Source organism: Streptomyces sp. NPDC057445, assembly GCF_042802855.1.
Lineage (GTDB): Bacteria > Actinomycetota > Actinomycetes > Streptomycetales > Streptomycetaceae > Streptomyces.
Map to the genome: position 1 here is coordinate 535,084 of NZ_JBHVDH010000001.1, position 24,190 is coordinate 559,273.

Here is a 24,190-nt window from a genome sequence, read left to right on the forward strand (position 1 = left end):
CCCGTCCGCGACAGCAAGGTGCCCGCCGGCCCCGTTCCCCGTCGTCCCGGCCGCCGCCTGGGCCGCCTTCGTCGACCGGACCGTCACGCGCTGAGCTTGCGCCGGACCTCGGCCTCGCGGGTGTGGTCGCCGAGGTCCGCGTACACCGTCGCCGACCGCCGGTACTCCGCGTCGGCGCCCGCCTCGTCGCCCTGCGCGAGCAGGTTGTCGCCGATCGCGTCCGCGACCGCGGCGACGCCCGTGCCGTAGCCGATGCGGGCGAATACGGCGAGCGCCGCACGGTGGTGCTCCGCGCCGCGTGCGTAGGCGCCGCGGGACTCGTCCAGGTAGCCGAGTTCGCGCAGGGTCCAGCCCTCCCCCACCGCGCGGTCGTGGTGCCTGTACCGGGCGAGGGCCGACCGCAGACACCGTTCGGCCGGGGTGAAGTTCCGGGCCTGGGCGTAGGCCGCGCCCAGTCCGCGTTCCGCGTCGGCGACGTCCCCCGCGCTGCCCACGCGCAGGGCGAGGGTCGCGACCGCGGGTTCGAGGCAGGCGATCGCCTCGTCGGGGCGGCGCCGGTCGAGGTGAAGGGCGCCGAGGCTGCTGAGCACTTCCGCCTCGCCCATGGCGTGGCCCGTCGCGCGGTAGTCGTCCAGCGCCGTGCGGAACTCCCGCAGCGCCTGCTCGTAGCGCCCGGCCCGGCGCAGGGCGTCGCCCAGCAGCCGGCGGGTCTTGATCTGTTCGGCACGGGTGGCTGCGCGCTGCTGGACGGCGACCGCCATCCGCAGGTGGTCGATGGCCTGGTCGTAGCGGCCTTCGTAGAGGTAGGCCGCGCCCATGCCGCGCAGTGCGTGCGCCGCCTGCGCCTCGTTGCCGGCGCGCCGTGCGGCGTCGAGCAGGGTGGTCCACATGGCGAGGCGCGGGAGCTGGCCGGGCTGGTCGTACAACCAGCGGTCGGCCGTCCGCGCGAGGTGGTGCGCGCGGGCGGGGAGTCCTTCGCGTACGCCCGCGCGTACGAGAAGGGAGACCGTGGCCTGCTCGGCGCCGCCCCAGGCGTGGCTGCCGTGCTCCGTGGCGTCCTCCGTGTACGCGTCGAGGAGCCGTTCGAGAGCGGCTGTTCGCTCGGCGGGTGCCGTGTCGCGTTCGAGACGTTCGGCGGCGAAGAGGCGGATCAGGTCGTGCAACCGGTAGCCGTCGCGGCCGGAGGGGACGAGGAGTTGGGCGTCGACGAGTCGTTCCAGGCCTTCCCCGGCGGGGAGTTGCCCCCAGCCGGCCGCGGCGGCGGCGATCCGGGTGGTGAGACGTGAGCCGGGGTAGGCGCCGAGGCTGCGGAAGAGGTGGCGGTCGGCGGCGTCGAGCGTGTCGTAGCCGGCCTCGAAGCCCGCCCGCACGGCGAGGTCGCCGACGCGGAGCTCGTCGAGGCGGCTGCGCTCGTCGGCGAGGCGGTCGGCGAGTTCGTACACCGGCCAGGAGGGGCGGGCGCGCAGGCGGGCACCGGCGATGCGGAGTGCGAGGGGCAGCAGCCCGCAGGCATGGACGACGTCGAGGGCGGCCCGGTGTTCCGAGGCGATGCGGCCGGGACCGGCGACGGCGGCGAGGAGGGCGAGTGCTTCGGACTCGCTGAGGGTGCCCAGGGGGTGGGGCGTGGCCTCGGGAAGGTCGGTGAGGGCGTTGCGGCTGGTGATCAGGGCGAGGCAGAGGTCGCCGCCGGGCAGCAGGGGGCGTACCTGGGCCGCGTCGGCGGCGTCGTCCAGCAGGAGGAGGATGCGGTGGCCCGCGGTCCGGCTGCGGAATCGGGCGGAGAGGGCCGCGGTGTCACCGGACTGCTCCTCGGCGGGTGCACCGAGGGCGCCGAGGAGGCGGGCGAGCACGGCGCCGGGGGTGGCGGGGTCGCCGCGGCCGGTGCCGAGGTCGGCGTAGAGCCGGCCGTCCGGGTAGCGGTGGCGCAGTTCGTGCGCGAGACGGACGGTGAGGGCGGACTTGCCGAGTCCGGGCGCCCCGGTGACGGCGATGACGCGACGGCCCTCGTCGACGAGCCGGGCGAGGTCGCAGAGGGAAGTGGTGCGGCCGGAGAAGTCCGGTACGGGGGCGGGAAGTTCGGCCGGGTCGTGGGTGGCGTACGGGGGCGGGGCGGCCGGGTCCGCACGGCCGGGGCCCGCCGGGGGACGGAGGGAGCGTGACTGGCGTATCGCGACCCAGCCTGTGACGACGGTGAGCGCGCCGACCAGGGGCCAGGCGACGGGGACCAGAGGGGCCATCGTGGGGGGAAGTGCGCCGCCGGTCGCCACGTTCACGGCGACGGCGAGCAGCACGGACAGCAGGCCGGATCCCATGACCAGCACAACCGTCGCGTGAGAGCGCCGCACAATCCCCCCGTCCCCGGCCACCGTACATGTGTGCCCATTGTGGCGTTCTCCCCGTGCCGGGGCGCGAGGATTCCTCCAGGGGAGTTCCGTTTGCGCGCAGTTGAGGGCACCTCACCGGCCGCCGGTGGTGCCCGGTGGTCCCTCGGGGCCGCTGCGGCGGCCCCGGAGTGCGGGGACTCCCCGTGCGTGGACGCCCCCCGTCCTCGGACGGACGCGTCCCAACGCCTGCTCGGAGGGGAGCAATTCGGCCCGACGAGGCCGTCGCCGCTCCGAGGACGACGGTTGGCCCGGGAATGCTCGAGGGACCTGACGGAAGGGCGTTCCTGCGGGACAAGGGCGGAAAGTCGTCGATGGCGATGCGGTCGGGCCGGTGACCCGTCCGCCGGTGCAGAACGGCATCGGCAGCCGTGCGCAACGCATGAAGGGCCTTGACGTAGATCCTGTCCGTCCGCGTCCACCTGGCTGTTCATCATTCCGGCGTACGACGTATGCCCGAAAACAGACTGTCCTGGCCGACCTCCCGCATCACTGGCATACGGCTGAAACCCTCCTTCCATCGGCCCGCCGAAAGGGCCTCCCGCACCGGCACGACTGCCTTACTCTCTGCGCACATCGGGTAACAGGGGGGCGCAATGGCGGGTTGCCGATGAGCACGACTTCGCCCGGGGACGGCGACTTCGCATTACTTTGGGCCGCGGCACGGCCCCATGTGGCGGCGTATTGCAGGCGGGTCATGCCGGGGCGCGCGGATGCCGAGGACCTGAGCCAGGTCGTGGCGTTACGGGCGTGGCGCGGGTTCGCCTCGTTCCGTGGCGACTCGTCCTTCGTGACATGGGTGATGTCCATCGCCGAGCGTGAGGCGGCCCGGCTCGGGGCGAGGCTGGCGCGGACACATGCCCGGGAAACCGGGTGGAGCGGAGTGGCGGAGCCGCAGGGACACGCGCCGGCCATGACGGGTCCGGCGCAGGAGCCGGACCTGCCCCAGGACCGCTCGGGTGCCCACTGGCTGCCGGTGCTGGCCGAGAAGGCCCACGACGAGGGCGTCCTCGGAGAGCTCGAGTACCGGTCGGTCACCGCCCGGCTGTCGCAGCCCGGCATCGGCTGGGACGAGCTCGCAGAGAAACTCGGCAGCACGGCCAACGCCTGTGCTGTGGCCCACTGCCGGGCGCTGCCGAAGCTGAGGGTCCTTCTGTTCCTGCGCGAGCCGGACCGTCTGGGCGGGCCGTCCGCACTGGCCGAGGCCTATGAGGCCGCGCGTTCGGCGGCTTCCGATCCGCTGACCGACTCCGAGGCGGAGGCGTTCCGGCTGATGGTGCTGGCCCGCCGCACGGACTACCGGAGACGGGGCTGGCAGGCGGCACTGAGGGCTGCCTGCACCAAGGTGATCCGCCACCTCGAACTCCCGTGAGACGTGGCTGGGTTGCACCGCTCACATTTCTGACGGTCAGTCAACTCTGTAATGGCCCGGCGCCGAAAGGGTCGATACCTGTGAACACCGACCCGAGACCTAGCCGAGGGGGCCGAACTCATGATCCCGGATGCGCAGGCGGGCTGGTGGGCCGGAGACGCTCCACCGGACCTGCCGCCGCTGCAGCCCGACACAGCCTCGGAGGTGCCCCAGCACCTCGACGTGCTCCCGGACGGCAGGGAGACCCTGGTGATCGGCGACGTCCCGCGGCTCGCCGACTTCACCCACCCGCAGGGCGACAACCCGCACGGGTTCAAGGGCACTTGCGGACTGTGCTCGTGCGAGGGGGTGCTGCGGCAGTTCGGCATCGAGGTCACCGAGGCCGACGTGGTCGAGCACGCCCTGCGCAACGGACTGTGCCACGTCGGCGACGCTCCCGAGGAATGCGGCGGCACCACCGCGTCGATGCAGGCCGAGATCCTCGCGGACCACGGCGTGCCCGCGCATGTGGAGCAGTGCCGCTCCCTGGAGGAGCTGGCGGCGGCCATGGAGCGGGGGCACGGAGTGATCGTCGAGGCGAACGCCGGTGTGCTGTGGGACGACGCCGCCTACTACGACTTCGGCGGCAGCAACCACGCCGTGGTGGTGACGGGTGTGGCCCGCGATCCCGGCACCGGCGAGATCCAGGGCTTCTACCTCAACGACAGTGGGTCCGGCCAGGCCGGCCGGTTCATCGACGCGGAGACCATGAGCGTGGCCTGGCTGGACGCCGGGGGTGTGAGCGTGATGACCGACGTGGTCCGGCTTTCCGCACCGAAGGACAGCGCACAAGCAGACAGCCAGGCCGAGCGAAGGACGGCACCATGAGCACTTCCGCACCCGAGGGCGGGTTCGTCCCGTACGAGCAGGCCCGCAAGGAGTTCACCACCCATGCCGTGGCCCAGGCCGAGGTGCCGGTGGGTCACTTCGTCTCCCTGCCGCTGCCCACCTTGCGCTGGGCGGACCCCGGATACGCCGGCTTCGCCGCACCGGCCGTCCGCACGCCGGGACAGCCACTCGTCCTCGGCACACCCGACCGCTGGTGGGCCCTGGGCGGCCGGCGTCGTGCCCTGCTCGTATACGGCCTCACGGCCGCAGTGCCGTTCAGCGCGGAGCTGCGGGCCGGACCGGTCACTGTCGTCCCCGCCGGACGCTCCGTGGCCTCGGCCCGCGAGAACCTGCGGATGCTCGACGAGTGCCTGAACGAAGCGGCCCCCGCCTTCTTCCGCGGCGAGCCGGGCGCACCCGTGGCGCGCGGCGACCTCGGCGAGATCCTCGCCGCCGTGCTGCCGGCCGAGACGCTGCCCTGGTACCGCGCGCTGACCCCGGACTTCTTCAACTGGCTGGAGGGATGACCGACATGCCCGACGACACGCCCGTCTCAACAGAGGACCCGGTCGGCGGCGTCCTCGCCGACCTGGCCGTCCTGGCACGGCAGCACGGCTGGGCCGCGGTGTCCGCCTTCATCGATGCGCTGCCCGGCGCCGACGACCGCACGGTGCTGCTGCTGGACTCCCGCACCGACGGCCACGCCGCGGCCCTTGCCCGTGAGCTGGCGGCCGGCGAGTACAGCGACCCGGTCGCCACGGCACCGCTGGAAACCGTGGTGGACGACCCCGGGGCCGCCCTGCGGCCCAATCGCGCTCTGCTGGTCCTGCCCTGCGGCGAGTTGCTGACCCCCGAGGTCGTGGAGGCCGCCGCAGCGGTGATGCAGCGCCCCGCAGGGACCACCCTGATCGTGCTGGCCGGGGCCGAAGCGTTTCAGAGCCCCGACGACCTGGACATGGTGCAGCGCGGTGTGTGGCGGATGCTGCTGGCGGGCGCCGTGGCGGAGTGGGGCGGCCAGGACTGGGCGGGAGAGGATCTCGGTGAGCGCGGCTGTCTGCTGTGGAGCGCACCGGCAGGCCGGCCCCTCGACTTCCTGGGCGACCGGCTCACCCGGGACGCGGACCTGCTGCGCCACTGGCTGCGCGCCGACGCGGCCGGTCCCGTCGGCCTGCTCCGGGAGCAGCGCGCCTCGTACGCCCTGACCCTGGCCGAGCAGGCAGCCGCCGCGAAGGGGCCGCAGCCCGGACACTCGAAGGACTCCGGCCGTCGGGTGGCCCCGCTGCGTGAGGAACTCGATGCGGCCCTGCGGCGCAGGCTGAAGCGCCTGGAGGAGAACCGCGACTCACTGGAACGGCAGACCGGCGCCACGCTGGACATGCTGGAGCAGGACCTGCTGCGCGCCGCCACCGACGTCCTCGGAACCGGCCCCGACCGTGACACCGGCCAGGCCGCCGTACGCGCCAAGATCGACGGCAAGGTCGATACGGCGCTCCTGCAGTGGTTGTCGGACACCGCGGCGACCCTCCGCGACCGGACCCGGCAGTTCGACGACGAGACCCGCGCCCAGCTCGAAGACGTGGACTGGACTCTGGTGCGCGAGATCGTCACCGACGGCTCCGGCCCGTACCCGCAGGAACTGCTGGACGGGGCGCGCTTCGAGGTCCGGCTGGAGACCCTGGCCGACGAGCTCTGCCCGACCGGCGCCCCGCGGTCCGGTAGCCCCGGCCGCCGCCGCTCCCCCGTCTCCCGCGGCACCCTCGTGGGCGGGGCGATCGGCCTCGCTGCCGCGACCCTGACCGGCATCCCGGTCGTCATCCCGATCGCCGGGGTGGCCGGTGCGGTCGGCGGGCACGCCGTCGACGGCTATGTGGCGGCCAGGGAGTCCGAACGACTCGCCGCGGAGTACGCGAAGTGGCTGGTCCCCCGCCGGGTGGCCACGGCCCGTGCCGCGTTGCGCGAGCACCTGCGGCGCGCCACCGACCGGACCGCCCGGGCCACCGAGAACCGGTTCGGCGCCCTGGACCGCGCGCTGGACAAGGCGTTCGCCCGGCCGCCGGCTCCCGCAGGGGCCCTGGAACCGTCCGGAGATCCGACCGCCGAGCAGCAGCTCGCCGGGCTGCGTCGCCGGCTGGAAGCCGCTCACGCGGCCTGACCCCGTCTCACCCGCCCGAAGGGAAAGGAAGCACACGTGTCTCAGACGCAGAGCACGACGCTCGCAGATGCCGTGCAGACCGCCGTGAAGGAAGCCAAGGAGAACGCGGGGAAGGCCATCTCGGGCCTGGCCGCGCTGGCCAAGGACCTCGACATGGCGGAGACCGCCGACCGGCTGCGCACCACCGAGGAGCAGCTCAGGGCCGACACTTTCAAACTGATCGTCATGGGCCGCTTCAAGAACGGCAAGTCGACCCTGCTCAACGCCGTTCTCGGGGGGACGACCACGCAGGTGGACCTCGGCGGCCAGTACGGCCCGATGGTGGTCGACGATCTGCCGGCCACCGCCACGCTGACCGGTGTCAGGTACGCGGAGGAACCGTACGTCAAAGCCTGGGGGTTCGACGGCAAGGCCCAGCCGTGGTCCCTGCGCAGGTACCTCACCGAGTCGGTGCTGGACACCGACCAGGAGGAGAGCGAGCGCCGCTTCGCGGGCATCAAGGAGTTCGAGATGGGATTCCCGGCGAAGCTGTGCAAGTCCGGGGTCACGGTGTACGACTCGCCGGGGCTCGACGACCACCCCACCCGGACCCCGATCACCCAGGAGGCGACCAGGCGCTGCGACGCGGCGATCATCGTCTACCGGTCGGACGTCCTGATGGGGCAGGGCGAGATGATGGACGCCGCCCGGGTGGTCGCCGACGGAACCCGGGTGTTCACCGTGGTCAACCTGTGGGGCCGCGCGCCCGACGAGCGCCTCAAGGGCTTCGTATGGAACCGGTACGTCCGCGACCAGCTGGGCGGCCCCAAGTACGACGGCCAGGACCTGGCGGCGCAGAGCATCTACTTCCTGGACGCGGAGAAAGCCCGCCGCGGCCGCTATGACGGCGACGAGGCGCTGGTGGCGGCGTCGGGCCTGACCGCGTTCGAGCAGCAACTGGGCGACTACCTGCGGCGCGAGCGCAGCCAGATCCATCTGCGGAAGTTCGCCACACAGGCGACGAACCTGTCGGCCGGCATCGAGCAGCACATCGACCAGCGCCGGGTGGCGGCCCGCACCGACCAGGAACGGCTGCACACCGCGTACGAGGCGATCCTGCCGCGGCTGACGGCCCTCCAGGACAGGCCCAGTCGGCTGCCCGGCATCTTCGACCGGCACCGGCGTCGGGCCGAGGCCGAGATGACGGCCAGCTTCCTCAGCCTGGTGGCGCGGCTACGGCAGGAGCTGCCGGGCCACATGGAGACGGTGGAGCTGCCGACCGGAGACAAGTTCACCAAGGTGTTCCATCAGCGAAAGCTGGTCGCCGAGGCGTACGGCAAGGCGGGCGAATTCGTCACCGAGCAGATCCGCACCTGGATCGAGAAGGAGAGCGTCCTGCTGCTGCGGCCCGTGCTGGAGGACCTCGCCACGGAGATCGAGAAGGAGGTCGCGAGCATCGGGCGCGAACTCGAGGAGATCCACCTGGGTCTGACGGGCTGGCAGGTCGCGTCCTCCGGCGGCGGCATCGTCAGCACCAAGGAGCGCGTGCTCTCCACCATCGGCGCCGTCCTGGTCGGCGATCTGGCCAGCGCGCTGGGCGGCGGGGCAGGCGGATGGCGTGGCGCGGTCGGCGCCGCCGCCGGCGGGTTCAGCGCAGGTCTGGTGCTGGCTTTGGCCGGAGTGACGTCCGCCGCGGTCTTCCTGCCCGTGGCCCTTGTGGCAGCCGCGTTGGCGAGCATCGCCGGAGGCGGAGCCGGCCTGGTGAACCGGGCGAAGAGGAAGGTGCTGGCAGACGTGGACGGCAAGCTCGCTCTGATGCCCGACGAGAAGACCTCCATGATCGCGACAGAACTCAAGGAGCAGTTCGACACCGTCGAACGGGCCGTCACCGTCGAAATCACCGCGCTGCTCCAGGAGGAGCGACGCAACATCGAGGAGATCGTCGAGCTCAACCAGCGTGACCAGGCGGAGCGCGACCGGGCCCTGGCATCGCTCGACGACGCGGCGCGGGCACTGGCCGACCACCGGCTGGCGCTGCAGCGCGCCCTGGTCACCGCGCAGCAGGGGTGAGCGCCATGACATCGGCATCCCATCAGGTCCTGCCTCCGCAGCTGCGCCGCCGACTGCTGCACCACCACGGCGATGCACTGGTCGAGGAGGTGGGCCGCACGCTCGTGGAGCTGGACGAGAGCGTCGTGGAGGAGGAAGTGACCATCGTCTTCGGCGGCCACTTCAGCTGCGGCAAGTCCAGCCTTGTCAACGCACTCATCGGCCGTCCGCTGCTGCCCACGGACGACTTTCCGGAGACGGGGGTCGCCTGCTGGATGAGCAACGGCTCCCGTGACGGCGCGGTCGCCGTCACGGCCTCCGGCACCACCCGGTCGTTGCTCCTGTGCCAGGAGGCGCTCGCCGAGGTGGTGTCGCTGGTCGACCGGGACGGCGAGTACCGCGGCGGCGTGGGGGCCGTCGAGCAGGTCCGGATCACCCTGGCCGGTGAGGTCCTCCCGCCTCGCGTGCGGTGGGTCGACTCGCCCGGGATCAACGACTCCGAGGCCATGGGCGCCCGGGCCCGCCGGGCCGCCCGGAGCGCCGACGTGCTGGTGTGGGTGGTGGACTCGCGGCGGCCCATGTCCGAGACCGAACAGCAGTTCCTGTACGAGCACCAGGAGGCGCAGGGCGGAGGAGCGGTCGTCTTCGCGGTGAACGTGTTCCTGCCCTCGGACACCCCGCAGGAGTGGGCGCGCTTCCTCGCCGAGCGCGCGGACCACCACCGCGAGCGGATCGCCACGCTGGCCTGCTGGAGCAACGACGGCGGAGCGGAGCAGCCCGACGTGGTCTTCGTCTCGGCCCGCGGCGCCGCCTCGGAGGGCTTCGGCGGACCACAGGTGCGCCGGCTGCTCACCGAGTTCGGAGAGCATTCCCACCCCCGTGTCCGGGCGGCCCGGCTGCGGCGGGCCGCCACCCGGTGCGAGCGGCTCGCCGACACGGTGGCGGGCCGGATCCAGCAGGAGCACGTCCGCCTGGACCGGGAACGGGAGCAGGTCGACGAGCGACGGAAGACCGCCGAGCGGCAGCGAAGTGCCTTCCACCGCAACATCCGTGAGCTCGTCGAAGGCTGCTTCGCACGGCACCGGACAGAGGCCGAACAGTGCGGGCCCGCGGTCGTCGCGGAACTCGCCACCGGGCCGCTGCGCTGGGACGACAGCTACGGCACCTCCCTGACGGCGAAGTTCGATGCGGTGGCGGATGCGCTGGCCGCGGACCTGGTCGAGTCGGTGACCCGTAGCGCGGCACGGCACCGGCACGGCCCGCCGGCGCCGGCCACCCTGGCCCGGCTCACCTCCCTGCTGCGGCCGGGCACGCTGACGGTGACCGTGCCGAACTCCCCGGTGGGCGTGGCCAAGGGCGGCATGGGCGCGATCCTGGGCGGCGCCATCGGCACCGTCCTCCTGCCGGGATTCGGCACCGCCATCGGCGCACTGATCGGCGGGGCGGCCGGGGCCGGCAGCGGCGCCGACGACGCCGTCACCCGCGACCGGACCGCCGCGCAGGCGTCCGCCAGGGCCGCCGCGGCCGCGAGCAGCGCCGCCTTCGTCGGCAAGCAGCGCAAGGCCCGCGAGCTGCTGCTTGCCTCCTGCGCCCCGCTGGACGCCGCGGCCGAGGACCCCTGCACCGAGCCGCTCGACGCCCTGCTCGCCCTTGAGGCGAACCTGCGCAGAAAGGCCAAGGAGTGCGGCCGGGAGGCCGATGCTTCCTCCGCTCCCGGGAAACCGCCCGCCGCGGTCGGAGGAAGCGCGTGACCGGGGTGATCGGGCTGGATCTGCAGCACTCCAGAAGCATGATCGTGCTGCGGGAGGGGGAGGGCGTGCGGACGGTTCTCGCCCCCGTCGGGGACGGCATCCGCTACGCGGTGCCCAACGCCTGCGACGACCAGGGACGTTGGGGCAGTGCGGCTGCCGAGGCGTCTCTGGTCTCCTGCGGCGACCCCGGTTCCGCACCCGCCGCTGCCGACCTGCTGTGCTGGCGCCGCAGCCCCTGGTCCGAGCAGTTCCTGCGCGGCCTGCACGCACGACTCACCGGATACCTGGGGCAGGTGGCGCCCACACCGCCCAACGGCTACCGGGTCGTCGTGAGCGTCCTGCCCTCCGCTACAGCCTCGGACGGTGAGCCTCCGCCGACGGACCTCCGAAAGCGCTGCGCGGCCGCCGGTCTGACCGACGTCGCCACCGTGGACCCCACGGACGCGCTGTTGTGCCGCTGGCTGACCGAGCCGGACCCCGGGGGCACCCCCTGGGAGGCGTCCCCGGCCGTGGTGGCCGTCGTCTGCGGGGAGACCTGGACGTCCGCCGCCGCCTACCGGATCGAGGGTGGCCGGGTGAGACGTGCCCGCACGTACCCGGAGACCGTCGCGACCGGCACCGGCACCTGGTGCACGGAGCTCGCCCTTCAGGTACTGGCACGCTGCCGACCCGGCGTGCCGGCGACAGCGGTGCTGGCCCTGCTGGACGGCGTCGGCGAGTTCGCCACCGGGTTGCGGGGCACGGACGCCGACCGCGCGCTGGAGTGGTCGGGACCGCTCGCCGACCGCATGTACGCCCCGCTGCGGCTGACCCGGCGGGAACTGCTCGCCCGCCAGGAGATCCGCGCCGCCTCCGGTACGGTCGCCGCCCTGGTGAGCCGCGCGGTCACCGCCCTGGCGGGAGACGGACGGGAAGCGGGCCGCCCGCTGATCCTCGTCGGCGGCTGCGGCGCGTCGTGGCCGTTCCTCGGCGATGCCCTCACACCGTTCGGCACCGTCCGGCAGAGCTCCGCACCCTGCCGCGACCTCGCCGCCGGGGCAGCATGGTGGCCGCTGTTGCGCACCCGCTTCGACACCACTCGGCCCGCTGCCGCCACGCGGCCGGGCGCGTCCACCGGTATCCCGTCCTCGGCCCGCTCCCCGGAGCGGCGCACGGAACCGGCGGCCACAAGGACATCTGGCCACGACGATGTGCCGCCCTGGTTGCGGCCCTGAGCACCGCTCCCGCCCGGCCCTGCCGGCCTCTTCCGTCCGACCACCCGGAACGCGGGGCACACCCGTCCGACGCCCGCCGCGGCCCTGCGGGCCCAGCCCCGAGGAAGCCACCATGTCCCCTTCCCAGCCTTCCCTCCCGGTTCCCGACCCCCTCCACCTCCTGCCGGAGCCTGCGGCACTGTCCCTGGCCGAGGTCATGCCGGGTCTGCTGGTGTCCCTGCTGGAACGCCGCCACCTCACCGACTTCCAGCCCTCCCGCTGGGAGGTGAGCGCCGCCCCCGACGACTCCGGGCGGCCTCTGCTGCGCGAGGTGCTGGGCATGGGCCGGCCGCAGCCAGGCGACGATCCGGGCAGCGCGATGACGCAGGTCCTGACCGCGGGGCACTGGGCGGGGCAGGCCACGGTCGCCGTGGTGCACGGCGACGGCGCCCGCCACAGGGTCTACCTCGGCGGCCGCAGGATCGCCGGCGCCGCCCGCGGCTCGACCCAGGACTTCCTCGAAGGTCAGGCCAGCGCCCTGCAGGCCCACTTCCCCGGGCTCCGGCTCGGCGACCCCTCCCCGCTCGACGGCGACGGGATCCCCTGCCTGTCCGGCTTCCTGCGTTCCGCTCCCGCCCTCGCCCTGGTCACCGGCGTCCCGTCACCCCGGGCCGGCTCCTCCGCCCGGGGCCTGCAGAGCCTCGACCGCCTGACCACCGCCGTCGGGGAACGCCGCTACGCTCTCGTGGTCATCGCCGAGCCCCTCGACCCCACGGCCCTGGACGAGGTGCTGGACCGGACCCGCCGGCTCAAGAGCGAGGTCCACGCCCTGGTCCATCGCACCATCTCCCAGACCGTCGGTGAGTCCTCCTCCGTCAGCAAGTCCAGTGCGGATGAAATGGACTGGCGCACGACCCTGCCCGTCTACCTCTCCGCCCTCGCCGCCTTCTGCAGCGCGGCGGGCACCATCCCGGGCCTGCACGGCTACGCCTCTGCCGCGGGCGCGGTCACGGGGCTCGGCCGTCTTGCCCCGGTCGCCCTCGGCACCGGGTTCCCCACCAGCACGCAGACCGGCAGCTCCGAGACGCTCAGCCGTGGTGGCACCGTGCAACTGCTCGATGCCAACGCCCAAGCCTGCGAGGAACTCCTCCAACGCCATATCGACCGCATCCAGACCGCCCGAAGTCACGGCTGGTGGCACACCTCCGTGTATGTCGCCGCCGACGGGGACGGGACCCTGGAAGCCGTGACCAGCGCGCTGCGTGGCATCTGCAGCGGCGAGGACACCGCCCTCGACCCCATGCGGGTCGTCCGGCTCGACCCGTGGACGATCCGCTCCGCCGTCGTACGCGGCCAGTCACTGCGTCTCGCGCCCGCCGCCGGGCAGCAGGGCCACCCGCTGGGAGAGTCCTTCGACTCCCTCGGCACCTGCGTCACCTCGCCCGAGCTGGCCGTCCTGGTCAGCCTTCCCCGCCGGGAGATTCCCGGTCTGCCGATGCGCGACATAGGCGAGTTCGCCTTGTCCGCGCCTCCCGAGACCGACGCCTCGGTACCGGTCGGCACTCTGCTCGGCCCACTCGGGCGCGGCCTGGGGCCCGTCACCGTCACGGCCGAGGCTCTCAACCGGCATGTCTTCATCACCGGAATGACCGGCTACGGCAAGACCACCACCGCCAAGAACCTGCTGGTCGAGGCCTATTCGCGCCTCGACGTCCCCTTCCTGGTGATCGAACCCGTGAAAGCCGAATACCGGGCCCTCGCAGCGCATCCGGCGTTGCACGGCCGACTGCGCGTGTACTCGATCGGCGCCGACACCGCCACACTGCCTCTGCGCCTCAATCCCTTCGTACCGATCGAATCGGTACCGCTCGCTCGTCACATCGACCTGCTCAAGGCCGTGTTCAATGCCTCGTTCCCGATGTTCGCCGGCATGTCGTACGTCCTGGAGGAGGCGATGCTGGAGATCTACGCCGAACGTGGCTGGAACCTGCACTCGTCCGCCAACGACCTCCTCGGCCCCAGTCCCACCGCGGAGGACCTCAGTGCACTCACCCCCTCGATCGGAGACCTGCACAGCAAGATCGAGGAGGTGCTGGAGCGGCGCCGGTACGGCCGGGAGGTGCACCAGAACATGGGGGCGGCCCTGCGCTCCCGGCTAGGCAGCCTGATGGTCGGCAGCAAGGGCATGGCCATGGACACCCGCCGCTCCGTCCCCGCCCACGAACTCTTCCGGCGGCCTTGCGTGATCGAGCTGCGCAACCTCGGTGACGACGAGGAGAAGGCATTCGTCATGGCACTGCTGCTGTGCCTGCTGTACGAGTACGCCGAATCCCGCCAGTCGGCCTCGGGCGCCGGCGCGCCCACCGCTCTCCAGCACGTCACCCTGATCGAGGAGGCCCACAGACTGCTGCGTGCCGCTCGGCCCCCGGCCGGCCCGGAGACTCCTGACGCGCAGGCCAAGGCCGTGACGATGTTCACCGACATGCTCGCTGAGATGCGCGCGTATGGGGAGGGGTTCATCGTCGCCGACCAGATCCCCACCAAGCTCGCCCCTGAGACCCTGAAGAACTCCAACGTCAAGATCCTGCACCGCCTGGTGGCCCAGGACGACCGCACCGCCGTGGCCGCCACGGTGAACCTCACGGAAGCGCAGAGCCGTCATATCGCTGCCCTCTCCCCGGGCGAGGCCGTGGTCCATGACGACAGGATCGGCTCTCCGGTGCTGGTGAGGATGGCCGCTCCGGCGCCCGCGACGGCAGCCGCCCCCTCGGCCCGCCCTGTCGACCTCTCCTACCTGCACCGCAACGCCGGCTGCCGCGACTGCCCTGCTCCTTGTTCCTTCCTCCATCTGACCGGGGGCGGCCTGGCCGACCCGAATCCGGCCGACTCGGCCCTGGCCCCCTTCTTCCGCAGCGTCATGCTCGCCGGACCCGAGGATGCCTGGCAGACGTGGGACACATGGCGCGCCGACTGGACTGCGACCGCAGGGCGGCGCGCCACCAGCCCCGACATGCTGTCGGGCCTGCTGTACTGCACGGTCTCCCAAGCGGGTCACCGGTGGCTGCAGCGCTTCTGCGCACCCGCGACGGGCTCCGAACGACTGCTGGGCATCGATCGCGCCGCCCGCTGGATCGGCAGGCTCGGCGCCGAGTGGGCCGATGCCCGCGAACTCGACCGAACTGCACGGCAGCAGGTCACCGAAGCCCAGGCGGCGTTGCGCAGTCTCATCGGCACCCGGCCCCGCCGAGAACTCCCCGGGTGCGCCGACTGCCCTGCCCGCTGCCTGATGGAGCCCTTCGTCGCCTCGCACCTGCCTGGCCTCGCCGCCGCCACCGCCGCTCGGGCCGGCGCCTCCACCTCCGTACCCGTGCGCGTGCGCAGTCTGGAGAGACTCGCCTCTGAGCAAGCTCCGGAGACCTGGAGTTCGCTGCCCCCGGACTCGCGTGACGCCTTTCTGTACTGCCTGGTCACCCACGCCGCGGTCGATGAGCCCGCCCTGGACCTCCTGGCCTCACTACGTGGCGACGCAGAAGCCAGGGCCTCCCGTCCTCATGGCCCCGATGGGTCGTGAGGGGCCGTCGGCCCCGTCCGACCCGGCCCGCCCGCAGGCCCGGATGGCTCACCCGCCGCCCGGAACAGCTGGTGGCACCCACGCGTCGGTGCCGCACGGTCCGGTCCCGGCCGGCGGGCGAGCAGGAGATCAGGGCGGCGGGAAGCCGTGGGTCAGGCGCGCTGCTTGGGCGGGGCCGAGACGCCGCCCTTGCCGCTCGCGAGCGGCCATTCGCGGTGGAGGCTGCCCAGCGGGATGCGGTGGCTGAAGATGGGCGTGCCGAAGATGGAGAGCTGCAGCTGGAGATTGCCGCTCAGGTCGAATCCGCCGTGCAGGGCCCAGCTTCCGACGAGTGAGCCGGTGCCGTCCGTGGAACCGGTGGCGGTGGCGGAGGCCTCGCCGCGCAGGTACGGGGCGAAGTCGGCGGTGACGCCGACCATGCCGTAGAGACCGACGGACGCCTCGGCGCCGAGCGCGGTCTTCGCCTGGCCGGCAGCGGTGAGGGTCGCCTTCACGGGCGAGCTCTTGACGTCGGATGTGCTGACCGCGGTCCAGCCCTTGGCGGGTGCGTAGCTGCCGCCGACGCGGAAGTCGCCCTTGACGTTCTGCTCGACGTCCAGGGTGATGCGGCCGTCGGCCTCCACCTGGATGTAGCAGGTCAGATCGAGGTTCACGACGACCGGGACGGGGCCGACCTGGATGACGGGGTCGGCGTGGAGCTTGGCGAACGGGATCCGCTGCTTGACGCCGCCCTTCGCGCGGCCCTTCAGGGCCCACTGGGCGCTCCAGTCGCCGGTCAGGCCGAGGAAGGCGGAGCCGGGCGCGGGGCTGCCCGCCTGGCCGTTGGCGCTTCCGTCGTACGAGAACTCCACCTGGGGCGCGAGCTGGACGAAGCCGGAGACGGAGGCCGCGGCGGACACGGGTGCGTCCTCCGCGGTGGCGATGGAGGTACCGACGTCGAGGCGCAGGCTGCCGAGGGGAAGCTTCGCGCCCTTGGGTCCGAAGGTGACTCCGCCGGGCTTGGCCCAGGAGAACTTGACGCCCTGCACCAGGGGTTCGACGTCGACGGACGACGGGTCGACGGGGACCTGGCCGTCGGCCTTGTCGTCGGCGAGCAGTGCGCTGAGGGTGGCCGGCTTGGTGGCGACCTGGGTGCCCTGGCCGGTCTCTCCGACGACCTCGGTGACCTGGGCGAGCAGCCCGTCGGGGGCGCCGGGTGCAGGGGCGCTGGCGATGATGTCGCCGGTCCTGACGGGGTTCTCCGCGGTCCGCGCCGGGGACGGGGTGGCCGTCGGGCGGGCGGACTGCGTGACCGTGGGGGCGGGGCCGGGTGAGCTCTTGCGCGGCTTGGATATGACGGCGCGTCCGGTGCGCTTGTCGAAGGACGCGACCTTCAGGGAGGTCTTCTTGGCGCCAGAACCCTGGTGGCCCGCCTCGGCCACGGCTGTCGGCGCGGGGGCGCCGGTGGGCGCGGCGGTGACGTCGAGCTGCTGGGACCCGTCGGCATCGGCGGCCCGGGCGGCGGGAGTTGCACCGGTGGCGGGGCCGGTGTCGGAGGTGGAGGTGGAGCATCCGCTCGCGGCGAGGGCGAACGTTGTCAGGGCGACGGGAACCAGGAGTCTCCTGGTGAAGGCACGCACGGGTGGTCCTCCGGCGGTGGTGATGGGGGGGTGGCTGTCATCACGCGCGGATCCCGCGAGGGTTTACTCGCGAGTAATGACGGCGGAAGCATGTCATGCGCACACTGGTTCGTCACATTGGTGTCCACCAACGCGCAGTTGTTTACCGGAAGTTGACATGCACCGTGATCAAGTGGCGGGAATTCGTCCGGACCTGGCATTCACGCCGCTTCCGGATCTCCGCCGTGCCGCCACGGCGTCGGTCGCGACGCTCCGGCCGGGGAGCGACCCGGCTCCGCGGAAGAGGGGAAGTGCCTGCTCGGTCAGCGCATTTCGACGGCTTCACTCCGCTCGACGGTCGCGCCGTACGAGACGCGCGGCGCCGGCGGAGCGAGGGGCGATGCCTCGCGATCCGCGCCGTCCTCGGCGTCGAGCAGGCCCCGCGGACCGCGCATGCGGTGGGACCGCCGCCCTCGCACGAGCGGCGAGGCGCCGTCGCGTCGGAGGGCACTGCGCACCCGCCCCCCTCACCGCGTCAGGACGTCACGGCAATACGGCGACGTCATGGCCTCACGGCGTCATGGCCTCACGGCGTCACACGGACGGCCACCGTCACGGTGAAGGGGTGCGCGCGGTCGCCAGCAGCCTGGCGGTGTCGTCCGCGCACAGCTGCAGCGCGCTGCCGACCGTGGCCAGCACCTCGCGCTCGGACGGGCTGTACGGCCCGTCGGCAAGTGCGATCCTCGCGCCCTGCAGCAGGATCGATTCACGGCCGGCCGGGGCCAGATGCGGCGCCAGCGGCTCCAGGGCCTCGTGGAGTTCGATGGCGAGCGCCGCACCGCACGGGCCGGTGTCGGTGACGAAGCGGCCGGTGTCGGCGGCGAGGGCTTCGATCATCGTCGTCAGCTGATCCTCGGTGCAGTCCGTTATCCCGGCTCCACGGACCGCGGCGACCGCGGTCTCCCTGACCGTACGGGACTCCGTGCCGCCGGCGGCCAGGACGGCGAGCGCGACCGTATGGACGGCGTCGCGGAGCATCGCGGAGAAACGGGCGGTCGTCGGATGGTCGAGGGCATCCGTACCGAAGTGGGCATGACAGGCAGTGCATTCGACGACCGGGCCGGTGAGTCCGCGCGGGAGCACCGGGACCCCGAAGACGGTGAATCTCCGGCGGCCGGTGCGGCGGCGGTAGTTGCGGTCGCCTCCGCAGTCGGAGCAGAAGAACTCGCCGTCACCGACGGTCGTCCAGGACGTGCGCACACCGAAGGCACGAATGGACGGAATGCCGTTGATGCCCACTTTTCGACCGCGTTGTCCTCGGGCTGGCAGCACGTCGCACCTCCGTAACTCCCCCGTAGCCCTTCGGCTCGGGTGGGGGTCCCCCGGCGGAGTCAGGGGGAGTGCCCCACGGCAACACCGCCGCGTTGACGTGATGTTAGCCACATCGGCGAAGCGACGTCAGCACCCAGGAGCCAGATCACCCGTACATGGCCGAACCCCGCCCACGTGAGCGTGGACGGGGTTCGTGACGAACGTGGCCGGAACGCACCGCACCGTCCCGAACGGGACGGAACCGGCCTCCGGGAGCGGATCCGCCGACGGGATCCGTCAGCGGGCCGCGCGGTTGACCGCGGAGATGACCGCCTTCAGCGACGCGCGCGTGGTGTTCGCGTCGATGCCGATGCCCCACAGGACCTTTCCGTCGATGGCGCACTCGATGTACGAGGCGGCCTGCGCGGAGGCACCCTCGCTCATCGTGTGCTCCTGGTAGTCCAGGACGCGGGCGTCGACGCCGATCGTGTTCAGCGCGTCGATGAACGCGGAGATGGGACCGTTGCCGGCACCGGACAGCACGGTGTCGGCGCCGTCCACGACCGCCTCGACGGTCAGCGTGTCGGTGCCGTCGGTGTCGGAGGTCGTCTGGCCGCTGCGCAGCTGGACGCGACCCCAGCGGTTGTCCGGGTTGGGCAGGTATTCGTCCTGGAAGACCGACCAGATCTCCTTCGGCGTGACCTCGCCGCCCTCGGCGTCGGTCTTGGCCTGAATGATGCGGGAGAACTCGATCTGCATCCGGCGCGGCAGGTCCAGCTTGTGGTCGTTCTTCAGGACGTAGGCGATACCGCCCTTGCCGGACTGCGAGTTGACGCGGATGACGGCCTCGTAGGAGCGGCCGACGTCCTTCGGGTCGATGGGCAGGTACGGGACCGCCCACTCGAGATCGTCGACGGTCTTGCCCTGGGCGGCCGCGTCGGCCTCCATGGCGTCGAAGCCCTTCTTGATGGCGTCCTGGTGGGAACCGGAGAAGGAGGTGTAGACCAGGTCGCCCGCGTAGGGGTGGCGCGGGTGGACCTCCATCTGGTTGCAGTACTCGGACGTACGGCGGATCTCGTCGATCTGCGAGAAGTCGATCTGCGGGTCGACACCCTGTGAGAACAGGTTCATCCCCAGGGTGACCAGGTCGACGTTGCCGGTCCGCTCGCCCTGCCCGAACAGGCAGCCCTCGATCCGGTCGGCGCCCGCCATGATCGCGAGCTCGGCCGCGGCCACGGCCGTACCGCGGTCGTTGTGCGGGTGGACGGACAGACAGACGAACTCGCGGCGGGACAGATTGCGGGACATCCACTCGAAGCGGTCCGCGTGCGTGGACGGCGTCGAACGCTCCACGGTGGCGGGCAGGTTCAGGATGATCTCGCGTCCGGCCTGGGGCTGCCAGACGTCACAGACCGCCTCGCACACCTCCAGGGCGAAGTCCAGCTCGGTGTCGGTGAAGATCTCGGGGCTGTACTGGTAGCCGAAGGCCGTCTCGGGACCCAGGATCTTGTCGGCGTACTCCATCACCAGACGGGTGCCGTCGACGGCGATCTGCTTGATGTCGTCCTTGGAGCCGCGGAAGACGACCCGGCGGAACGTGGGCGCCGTCGCGTTGTACAGATGAACGGTGGCGCGGTGGGCGCCGACCAGGGACTCGAGGGTGCGCTCGATCAGGTCCTCGCGGGCCTGGGTCAGGACGGAAATGGTCACGTCCTCGGGGATCGCACCCTCTTCGATGATCGAGCGCACGAAGGCGAAGTCCGTCTCGCCCGACGCCGGGAAGCCGACCTCGATCTCCTTGTAACCCATGCGGACCAGCAGATCGAACATCTCGCGCTTGCGGGCCGGGGACATGGGGTCGATGAGGGCCTGGTTGCCGTCGCGCAGATCGGTGGACAGCCAGCGCGGCGCCTTGGTGATCCGCTTCTCCGGCCAGGTGCGGTCCGGGATGTGCACGGCTTCGTACTTGCCGTACTTGTGGATCGGCATCCCGGAGGGCTTCTGGGTGTGCGTCGTGCTGGTGACCGGCGTAGGGCGGCCGGTCCACTGCGACTGGGACATTGCGTAGGGCTCCTCGGGTGTCCTTCAGAGGGACGGCCGACTGCGAAGCAGCACCAGACTCCGCGGGGAGGGGGTCGGCCTACGACTACAGGCCCTCGCCGCGGCAGCTAAGAAGAAGCAGCCCGAAACGCATGATGCGTAGAAGCCTAACTGAGCTTCGGCGGGAGCGCCGGTCCCGTTCCAGTATGCGGGACGACCGATCAGTAACGGGCAAAGTTCCCCTGTCACTCCATTTCACTAATCATCGTCGCTACTAGTGACAGTTCCATGACCCAATGCCACATTGCGGGACATGGACTCCTCCACGCCACCTGGCTTCCACACGCCCGCCCAGCACCCGCCCGTCTTCTGCGGAATCGTGCCGCCCCACCTCCTCGACAAGCTCGCGCGCTCCGGCGATCCGGCGATCGCCGATGCCGCCCGCCGCACTCTGGTCGCCGACGCCGCGCAGCGCACCAGCCGCCGGCTGACCACCGTCATCGGCGCCGCCGCCGGGCGCTCCGCGGACGGCGGGGCGACGCCCCGGCGCACTCTGTACGACGCGGAGCACGGCACCGTGCTTCCCGGCACGAAGGTTCGTGACGAGGGTGAGGACCCCGGCCGGGACGCCACCGTCAACCGCGCCTACGCCGGCCTCGGCGCGACCTTCGAGCTTCTGCTGTCCGCCTACGGGCGGAACTCCGTCGACGGCGAGGGCCTGCCGCTGATCGCCACCGTCCACTACGACGAGAACTACGGGAACGCCTTCTGGAACGGCGAGCAGATGGTGTTCGGCGACGGTGACGGCGAGATCTTCCTCGACTTCACCGTGCCGGTCGACGTCATCGGCCATGAGCTGGCCCACGGCCTCACCCAGTACACGGCGAACCTCACCTACTTCGGCCAGCCGGGCGCGCTCAACGAGTCGGTGTCGGACGTCTTCGGCTCGCTCGTGAAGCAGTACACCCTCGACCAGACCGCCGACCGGGCCGACTGGCTGATCGGCGCCGGGCTGCTCGCACCGCGGGTGACGGGCGTGGCGCTGCGGTCGATGAAGGAACCGGGTTCGGCGTACGACGACGACGTGCTCGGCAAGGACCCGCAGCCCGCGACGATGGAGGACTACGTCCGCACGGGCCGGGACAACGGAGGGGTGCACATCAACTCCGGTATCCCCAACCACGCGTTCTACCTGCTGGCGACGGAACTCGGCGGCAAGGCCTGGGAGCGGGCCGGGCAGATCTGGTACGACGTGCTGACCGGAGGGGCCCTCGAGGTCGACGCCTCCTTCACGGACTTCGCCAGGGCGACGGTCGCGGCCGCGGCGGCGCGCTACGGCGAGCGCGAGGAGCACGAGGCGGTGCTGAAGGCCTGGTCCCAGGTCGGTGTGCCTGCCAACTGACGCCGATCCGTACTAGACAGGACCCATGCGTATCCAAGTGCGACGCACAGGTGGTTTCGCGGGGATCGAGCGGGTCGCCGAGGTGGACACCTCGGGGCGGCCCGACGCCCACGAGTGGCACGCCCTGGCCGAGCAGGCCATGAGCGACGGGCGGGGCACACCGCCGGTGGGCGTGCCGGACGGGTTCCAGTACCAGCTCACGGTCGACGGGAAGACCGTCTACTGCGCGGATCCACGGCTCACCGAGCCGCAGCGCAAGCTGATCTCGCGGGTGCTGAAGGAAGGCGCGTAGCGGCGTGGGGCCCGGGACGGAGCCCCGGGCCGCCGCGGCCTCCGCCGGGCCGGGCCTGCCTCGGGACAGAGCATCCGGGCAAGGGCCACCGGGCCTGGGCCTTCGAGCCGGGCGGAGGAAGGAGCCCACGCGGTGGGGCCCCTCCCAGCGGCAGCCGGGGGACGCCGGTGACCGAAGACAACGCAGCGAGGTACGGCGCGGGGCCAGGACACGCGAGCCCGGCAGGATCCGAACGAGCGGCCCTAGAAGCCCAGCTTCCGCAGCTGCTTCGGGTCCCGCTGCCAGTCCTTCGCGACCTTCACATGCAGATCGAGGAAGACCGGCGTGCCCAGCAGCGCCTCGATGTGCTTGCGGGACTTGATGCCGACCTCCTTCAGGCGGCTGCCCTTGGGGCCGATGATGATGCCCTTCTGGCTGGGGCGCTCGATGTAGAGGTTCGCGTGGATGTCGAGCAGCGGCTTGTCCGCGGGGCGGTCCTCGCGGGGCAGCATCTCCTCGACGACGACCGCGATGGAGTGCGGCAGCTCGTCCCGTACGCCCTCCAGCGCGGCCTCCCGGATCAGCTCCGCGACCATGACCTGCTCGGGCTCGTCGGTGAGGTCGCCCTCCGGGTAGAGCGGGGGGCTCTCCGGCATGAGCGGGACGAGCAGGTCGCCGAGGAGGGAGACCTGCTTGTCGCCGACCGCGGAGACCGGGACGATCTCCGCCCACTCGATGCCGAGCTCCTGGCCCAGCCGGTCGACGGCGATCAGCTGCTCGGCGAGCGTCTTGGAGTCGACCAGGTCGGTCTTGGTGACGATTGCGACCTTGGGGGTCTTCTTGATCCCGGCCAGTTCCTTGGCGATGAAACGATCCCCCGGACCGATCTTCTCGTTGGCCGGAAGACAGAAACCGATCACGTCGACCTCGGCCCAGGTCGTGCGCACGACATCGTTGAGGCGCTCGCCGAGCAGCGTGCGCGGCTTGTGCAGACCGGGCGTGTCCACGAGCACGAGCTGCGCGTTCAGGTCGGGGCGGTGCACGATGCCGCGGACGGTGTGGCGGGTGGTCTGCGGCCGGTTGGAGGTGATGGCCACCTTCTGACCGACCAGAGCGTTCGTGAGGGTGGACTTGCCCGCGTTGGGGCGGCCGACGAAGCAGGCGAAGCCGGCACGGTGCGGGGCTTCGGATCCGGAGGTGTGAACGCTCATGCGGGCCATTCTCCCCGATCCGCGGGCCCCTCACGTACCACGCACCCGCCGGGCCTCCGCTTCGCTCGCCGCGCGTACGGCCGGACGCCTCTTCTCACCCCGTACCGCGGGCCCGCCGCTGCCGTGTCCGCAGCCACACCACGGTGCCCGCGGCGCCGGACGCGAGGACGGCGGCGGCCAGCCACGGCAGGGCCAGGAAGGACACCGCAGCCGACTCACGCACATCACGGGCGCTCGCGGTCAGCGTGACCTCACCCCAGTCGAGCTGCGGTGCCCCGGCCCACCGCTCGGTCAGCCGGATCTTCTGGCGCGGCAGCAGCTCGCTGGGAATCCTCGTCAGATCGCGGGCCAGGAGCGTACGGCCGAAGAGCCCCTCGGCGCGGAGCGCGACCTTGGGGTTCAGTGTCACGTTGCCACGGTTGTGGAGGGTGTACGAGATGAGCGCGCTGCTCTCGCCGGTCCCGGGCACCAGGGGCTTGTCCGGCGCGTACCGGACGTCCTCGACCGACAGCGCGGACATCGTCGGGCCGTTCACCCGGAGATAGATCCGGGCGCCGACGGCCCGCTGGATGCCGACCGCGACCGCTCCCCCGGACCCGGCGGCGACACGCTCGTCGAGGGCCACGAGCGCACCCGGGTGGTCGCCGGGCTCGGCGCCCTCCGGGACGGTGAGCGAGTACGGGACGGTGACCGAGGAGCGCGCGGGAACGGTCACACGGTCGCGCTCCGGCTTCGCCCAGGCGCCGACGGAGCGCTGGCGTTCCTTCTGGGTGCGTACGGCGAAACCGCCGTCCCTTTCCGTGTTGTACGCGTCGGCGGCGTACAGCCTGAAGGTCAGCGGGCCCCCGGTCTTGTTGCTGACGGTGACCCGGTCGGTGAGGGTCGTGCCGGGGTCTGCGGAGAGGTAGAAGTAAGGGCGTCTGCCGAGGCCTGACGCGGCGGGCTCGACGGACCATTCGCCGTTGTCCGCGGCGTGGGCGGCGCCCGGACCGCCGTACAGAAGCGCGGCGAGGGTCAGGAGGAGTGCGGACAGCCTTCGCAC

The 24,190-nt window shown here is 72.0% G+C and carries 17 protein-coding genes; 10 read left to right on the top strand and 7 right to left on the bottom strand.

Annotation, left to right across the window (positions count from 1 at the left end; genetic code table 11):
- Positions 1-83: 83 nt before the first annotated feature.
- Positions 84-2,312: a tetratricopeptide repeat protein gene (locus ACFU5O_RS02490; RefSeq protein WP_384235363.1), complete on the bottom strand. Its 2,229-nt coding sequence runs from the start codon at positions 2,310-2,312 to the stop codon at positions 84-86.
- Between the two features lie 679 nt (positions 2,313-2,991).
- Between ACFU5O_RS02490 and ACFU5O_RS02495 the strand changes: the two genes are divergently transcribed.
- The 8 genes from ACFU5O_RS02495 (at position 2,992) to ACFU5O_RS02530 (ending at position 15,315) form a co-directional block, all read left to right on the top strand.
- Complete coding sequence (locus ACFU5O_RS02495) at positions 2,992-3,753, top strand: sigma factor (RefSeq protein ID WP_384235366.1); 762 nt, start codon at positions 2,992-2,994, stop codon at positions 3,751-3,753.
- A gap of 120 nt (positions 3,754-3,873) precedes the next feature.
- Complete coding sequence (locus ACFU5O_RS02500; protein ID WP_384235369.1) at positions 3,874-4,620, top strand: C39 family peptidase; 747 nt, start codon at positions 3,874-3,876, stop codon at positions 4,618-4,620.
- The gene (locus ACFU5O_RS02505; protein ID WP_384235371.1) at positions 4,617-5,147 is read left to right on the top strand and encodes a hypothetical protein; all 531 of its coding nucleotides are present in this window, start codon (positions 4,617-4,619) and stop codon (positions 5,145-5,147) included. The genes ACFU5O_RS02500 and ACFU5O_RS02505 overlap by 4 nt, the downstream gene beginning before the upstream one ends.
- A gap of 5 nt (positions 5,148-5,152) precedes the next feature.
- On the top strand, positions 5,153-6,772 hold the full coding sequence (locus tag ACFU5O_RS02510) for a hypothetical protein (protein WP_384235373.1): 1,620 nt from the start codon (positions 5,153-5,155) through the stop codon (positions 6,770-6,772).
- A 36-nt stretch (positions 6,773-6,808) separates the two neighbouring features.
- Entirely contained in the window at positions 6,809-8,821 is a 2,013-nt protein-coding gene (locus ACFU5O_RS02515) for a dynamin family protein (protein ID WP_384235376.1), read from the top strand.
- Positions 8,822-8,826: 5 nt separating this feature from the next.
- Positions 8,827-10,551: a dynamin family protein gene (locus ACFU5O_RS02520; RefSeq protein ID WP_384235379.1), complete on the top strand. Its 1,725-nt coding sequence runs from the start codon at positions 8,827-8,829 to the stop codon at positions 10,549-10,551.
- Positions 10,548-11,765, top strand: a complete 1,218-nt coding sequence (locus tag ACFU5O_RS02525) for a hypothetical protein (protein ID WP_384235382.1) — start codon at positions 10,548-10,550, stop codon at positions 11,763-11,765. Before ACFU5O_RS02520 ends, ACFU5O_RS02525 begins: the two co-directional genes overlap by 4 nt.
- A gap of 112 nt (positions 11,766-11,877) precedes the next feature.
- A complete protein-coding gene (locus ACFU5O_RS02530; RefSeq protein ID WP_384235384.1) occupies positions 11,878-15,315 on the top strand; it encodes a helicase HerA domain-containing protein in 3,438 nt (1,145 codons plus the stop codon).
- Positions 15,316-15,467: 152 nt separating this feature from the next.
- On the opposite strand, the gene ACFU5O_RS02535 is transcribed toward ACFU5O_RS02530, so the two are convergent.
- The 4 genes from ACFU5O_RS02535 to leuA form a co-directional block, all read right to left on the bottom strand.
- Positions 15,468-16,934, bottom strand: a complete 1,467-nt coding sequence (locus tag ACFU5O_RS02535) for a hypothetical protein (RefSeq protein WP_384235387.1) — start codon at positions 16,932-16,934, stop codon at positions 15,468-15,470.
- A 302-nt stretch (positions 16,935-17,236) separates the two neighbouring features.
- Positions 17,237-17,431 carry a hypothetical protein gene (locus ACFU5O_RS02540; RefSeq protein ID WP_384235389.1) on the bottom strand — a complete coding sequence of 65 codons (195 nt, stop codon included), beginning with the start codon at positions 17,429-17,431 and terminating at the stop codon, positions 17,237-17,239.
- Between the two features lie 94 nt (positions 17,432-17,525).
- Positions 17,526-18,245, bottom strand: coding sequence for a TerB family tellurite resistance protein (locus ACFU5O_RS02545; protein ID WP_384235392.1), 720 nt, complete (start codon positions 18,243-18,245; stop codon positions 17,526-17,528).
- A gap of 276 nt (positions 18,246-18,521) precedes the next feature.
- Entirely contained in the window at positions 18,522-20,285 is a 1,764-nt protein-coding gene (leuA, locus tag ACFU5O_RS02550; protein ID WP_384235395.1) for a 2-isopropylmalate synthase, read from the bottom strand.
- 292 nt (positions 20,286-20,577) lie between these two features.
- Between leuA and ACFU5O_RS02555 the strand changes: the two genes are divergently transcribed.
- Entirely contained in the window at positions 20,578-21,666 is a 1,089-nt protein-coding gene (locus tag ACFU5O_RS02555) for a M4 family metallopeptidase (protein WP_384235397.1), read from the top strand.
- Positions 21,667-21,691: 25 nt separating this feature from the next.
- The gene (locus ACFU5O_RS02560; protein ID WP_384235400.1) at positions 21,692-21,958 is read left to right on the top strand and encodes a protealysin inhibitor emfourin; all 267 of its coding nucleotides are present in this window, start codon (positions 21,692-21,694) and stop codon (positions 21,956-21,958) included.
- A gap of 242 nt (positions 21,959-22,200) precedes the next feature.
- On the opposite strand, the gene era is transcribed toward ACFU5O_RS02560, so the two are convergent.
- Both era and ACFU5O_RS02570 read right to left on the bottom strand, forming a co-directional pair.
- Positions 22,201-23,157: a GTPase Era gene (gene era, locus ACFU5O_RS02565; protein ID WP_384235402.1), complete on the bottom strand. Its 957-nt coding sequence runs from the start codon at positions 23,155-23,157 to the stop codon at positions 22,201-22,203.
- An 85-nt stretch (positions 23,158-23,242) separates the two neighbouring features.
- Positions 23,243-24,190, bottom strand: coding sequence for a WxL protein peptidoglycan domain-containing protein (locus tag ACFU5O_RS02570; RefSeq protein WP_384235404.1), 948 nt, complete (start codon positions 24,188-24,190; stop codon positions 23,243-23,245).

Bases quoted from the DNA above. Each gene is read 5' to 3' on its own strand.
- ACFU5O_RS02520 (WP_384235379.1), top strand. From the start codon at position 8,827: ATGACATCGGCATCCCATCAGGTCCTGCCTCCGCAGCTGCGCCGCCGA.
- ACFU5O_RS02560 (WP_384235400.1), top strand. From the start codon at position 21,692: ATGCGTATCCAAGTGCGACGCACAGGTGGTTTCGCGGGGATCGAGCGG.
- ACFU5O_RS02490 (WP_384235363.1), bottom strand. From the start codon at position 2,312: ATGGGATCCGGCCTGCTGTCCGTGCTGCTCGCCGTCGCCGTGAACGTG.
- era (WP_384235402.1), bottom strand. From the start codon at position 23,157: ATGGCCCGCATGAGCGTTCACACCTCCGGATCCGAAGCCCCGCACCGT.
- ACFU5O_RS02500 (WP_384235369.1), top strand. From the start codon at position 3,874: ATGATCCCGGATGCGCAGGCGGGCTGGTGGGCCGGAGACGCTCCACCG.
- leuA (WP_384235395.1), bottom strand. From the start codon at position 20,285: ATGTCCCAGTCGCAGTGGACCGGCCGCCCTACGCCGGTCACCAGCACG.
- ACFU5O_RS02530 (WP_384235384.1), top strand. From the start codon at position 11,878: ATGTCCCCTTCCCAGCCTTCCCTCCCGGTTCCCGACCCCCTCCACCTC.
- ACFU5O_RS02495 (WP_384235366.1), top strand. From the start codon at position 2,992: ATGAGCACGACTTCGCCCGGGGACGGCGACTTCGCATTACTTTGGGCC.
- ACFU5O_RS02505 (WP_384235371.1), top strand. From the start codon at position 4,617: ATGAGCACTTCCGCACCCGAGGGCGGGTTCGTCCCGTACGAGCAGGCC.
- ACFU5O_RS02555 (WP_384235397.1), top strand. From the start codon at position 20,578: ATGGACTCCTCCACGCCACCTGGCTTCCACACGCCCGCCCAGCACCCG.
- ACFU5O_RS02510 (WP_384235373.1), top strand. From the start codon at position 5,153: ATGCCCGACGACACGCCCGTCTCAACAGAGGACCCGGTCGGCGGCGTC.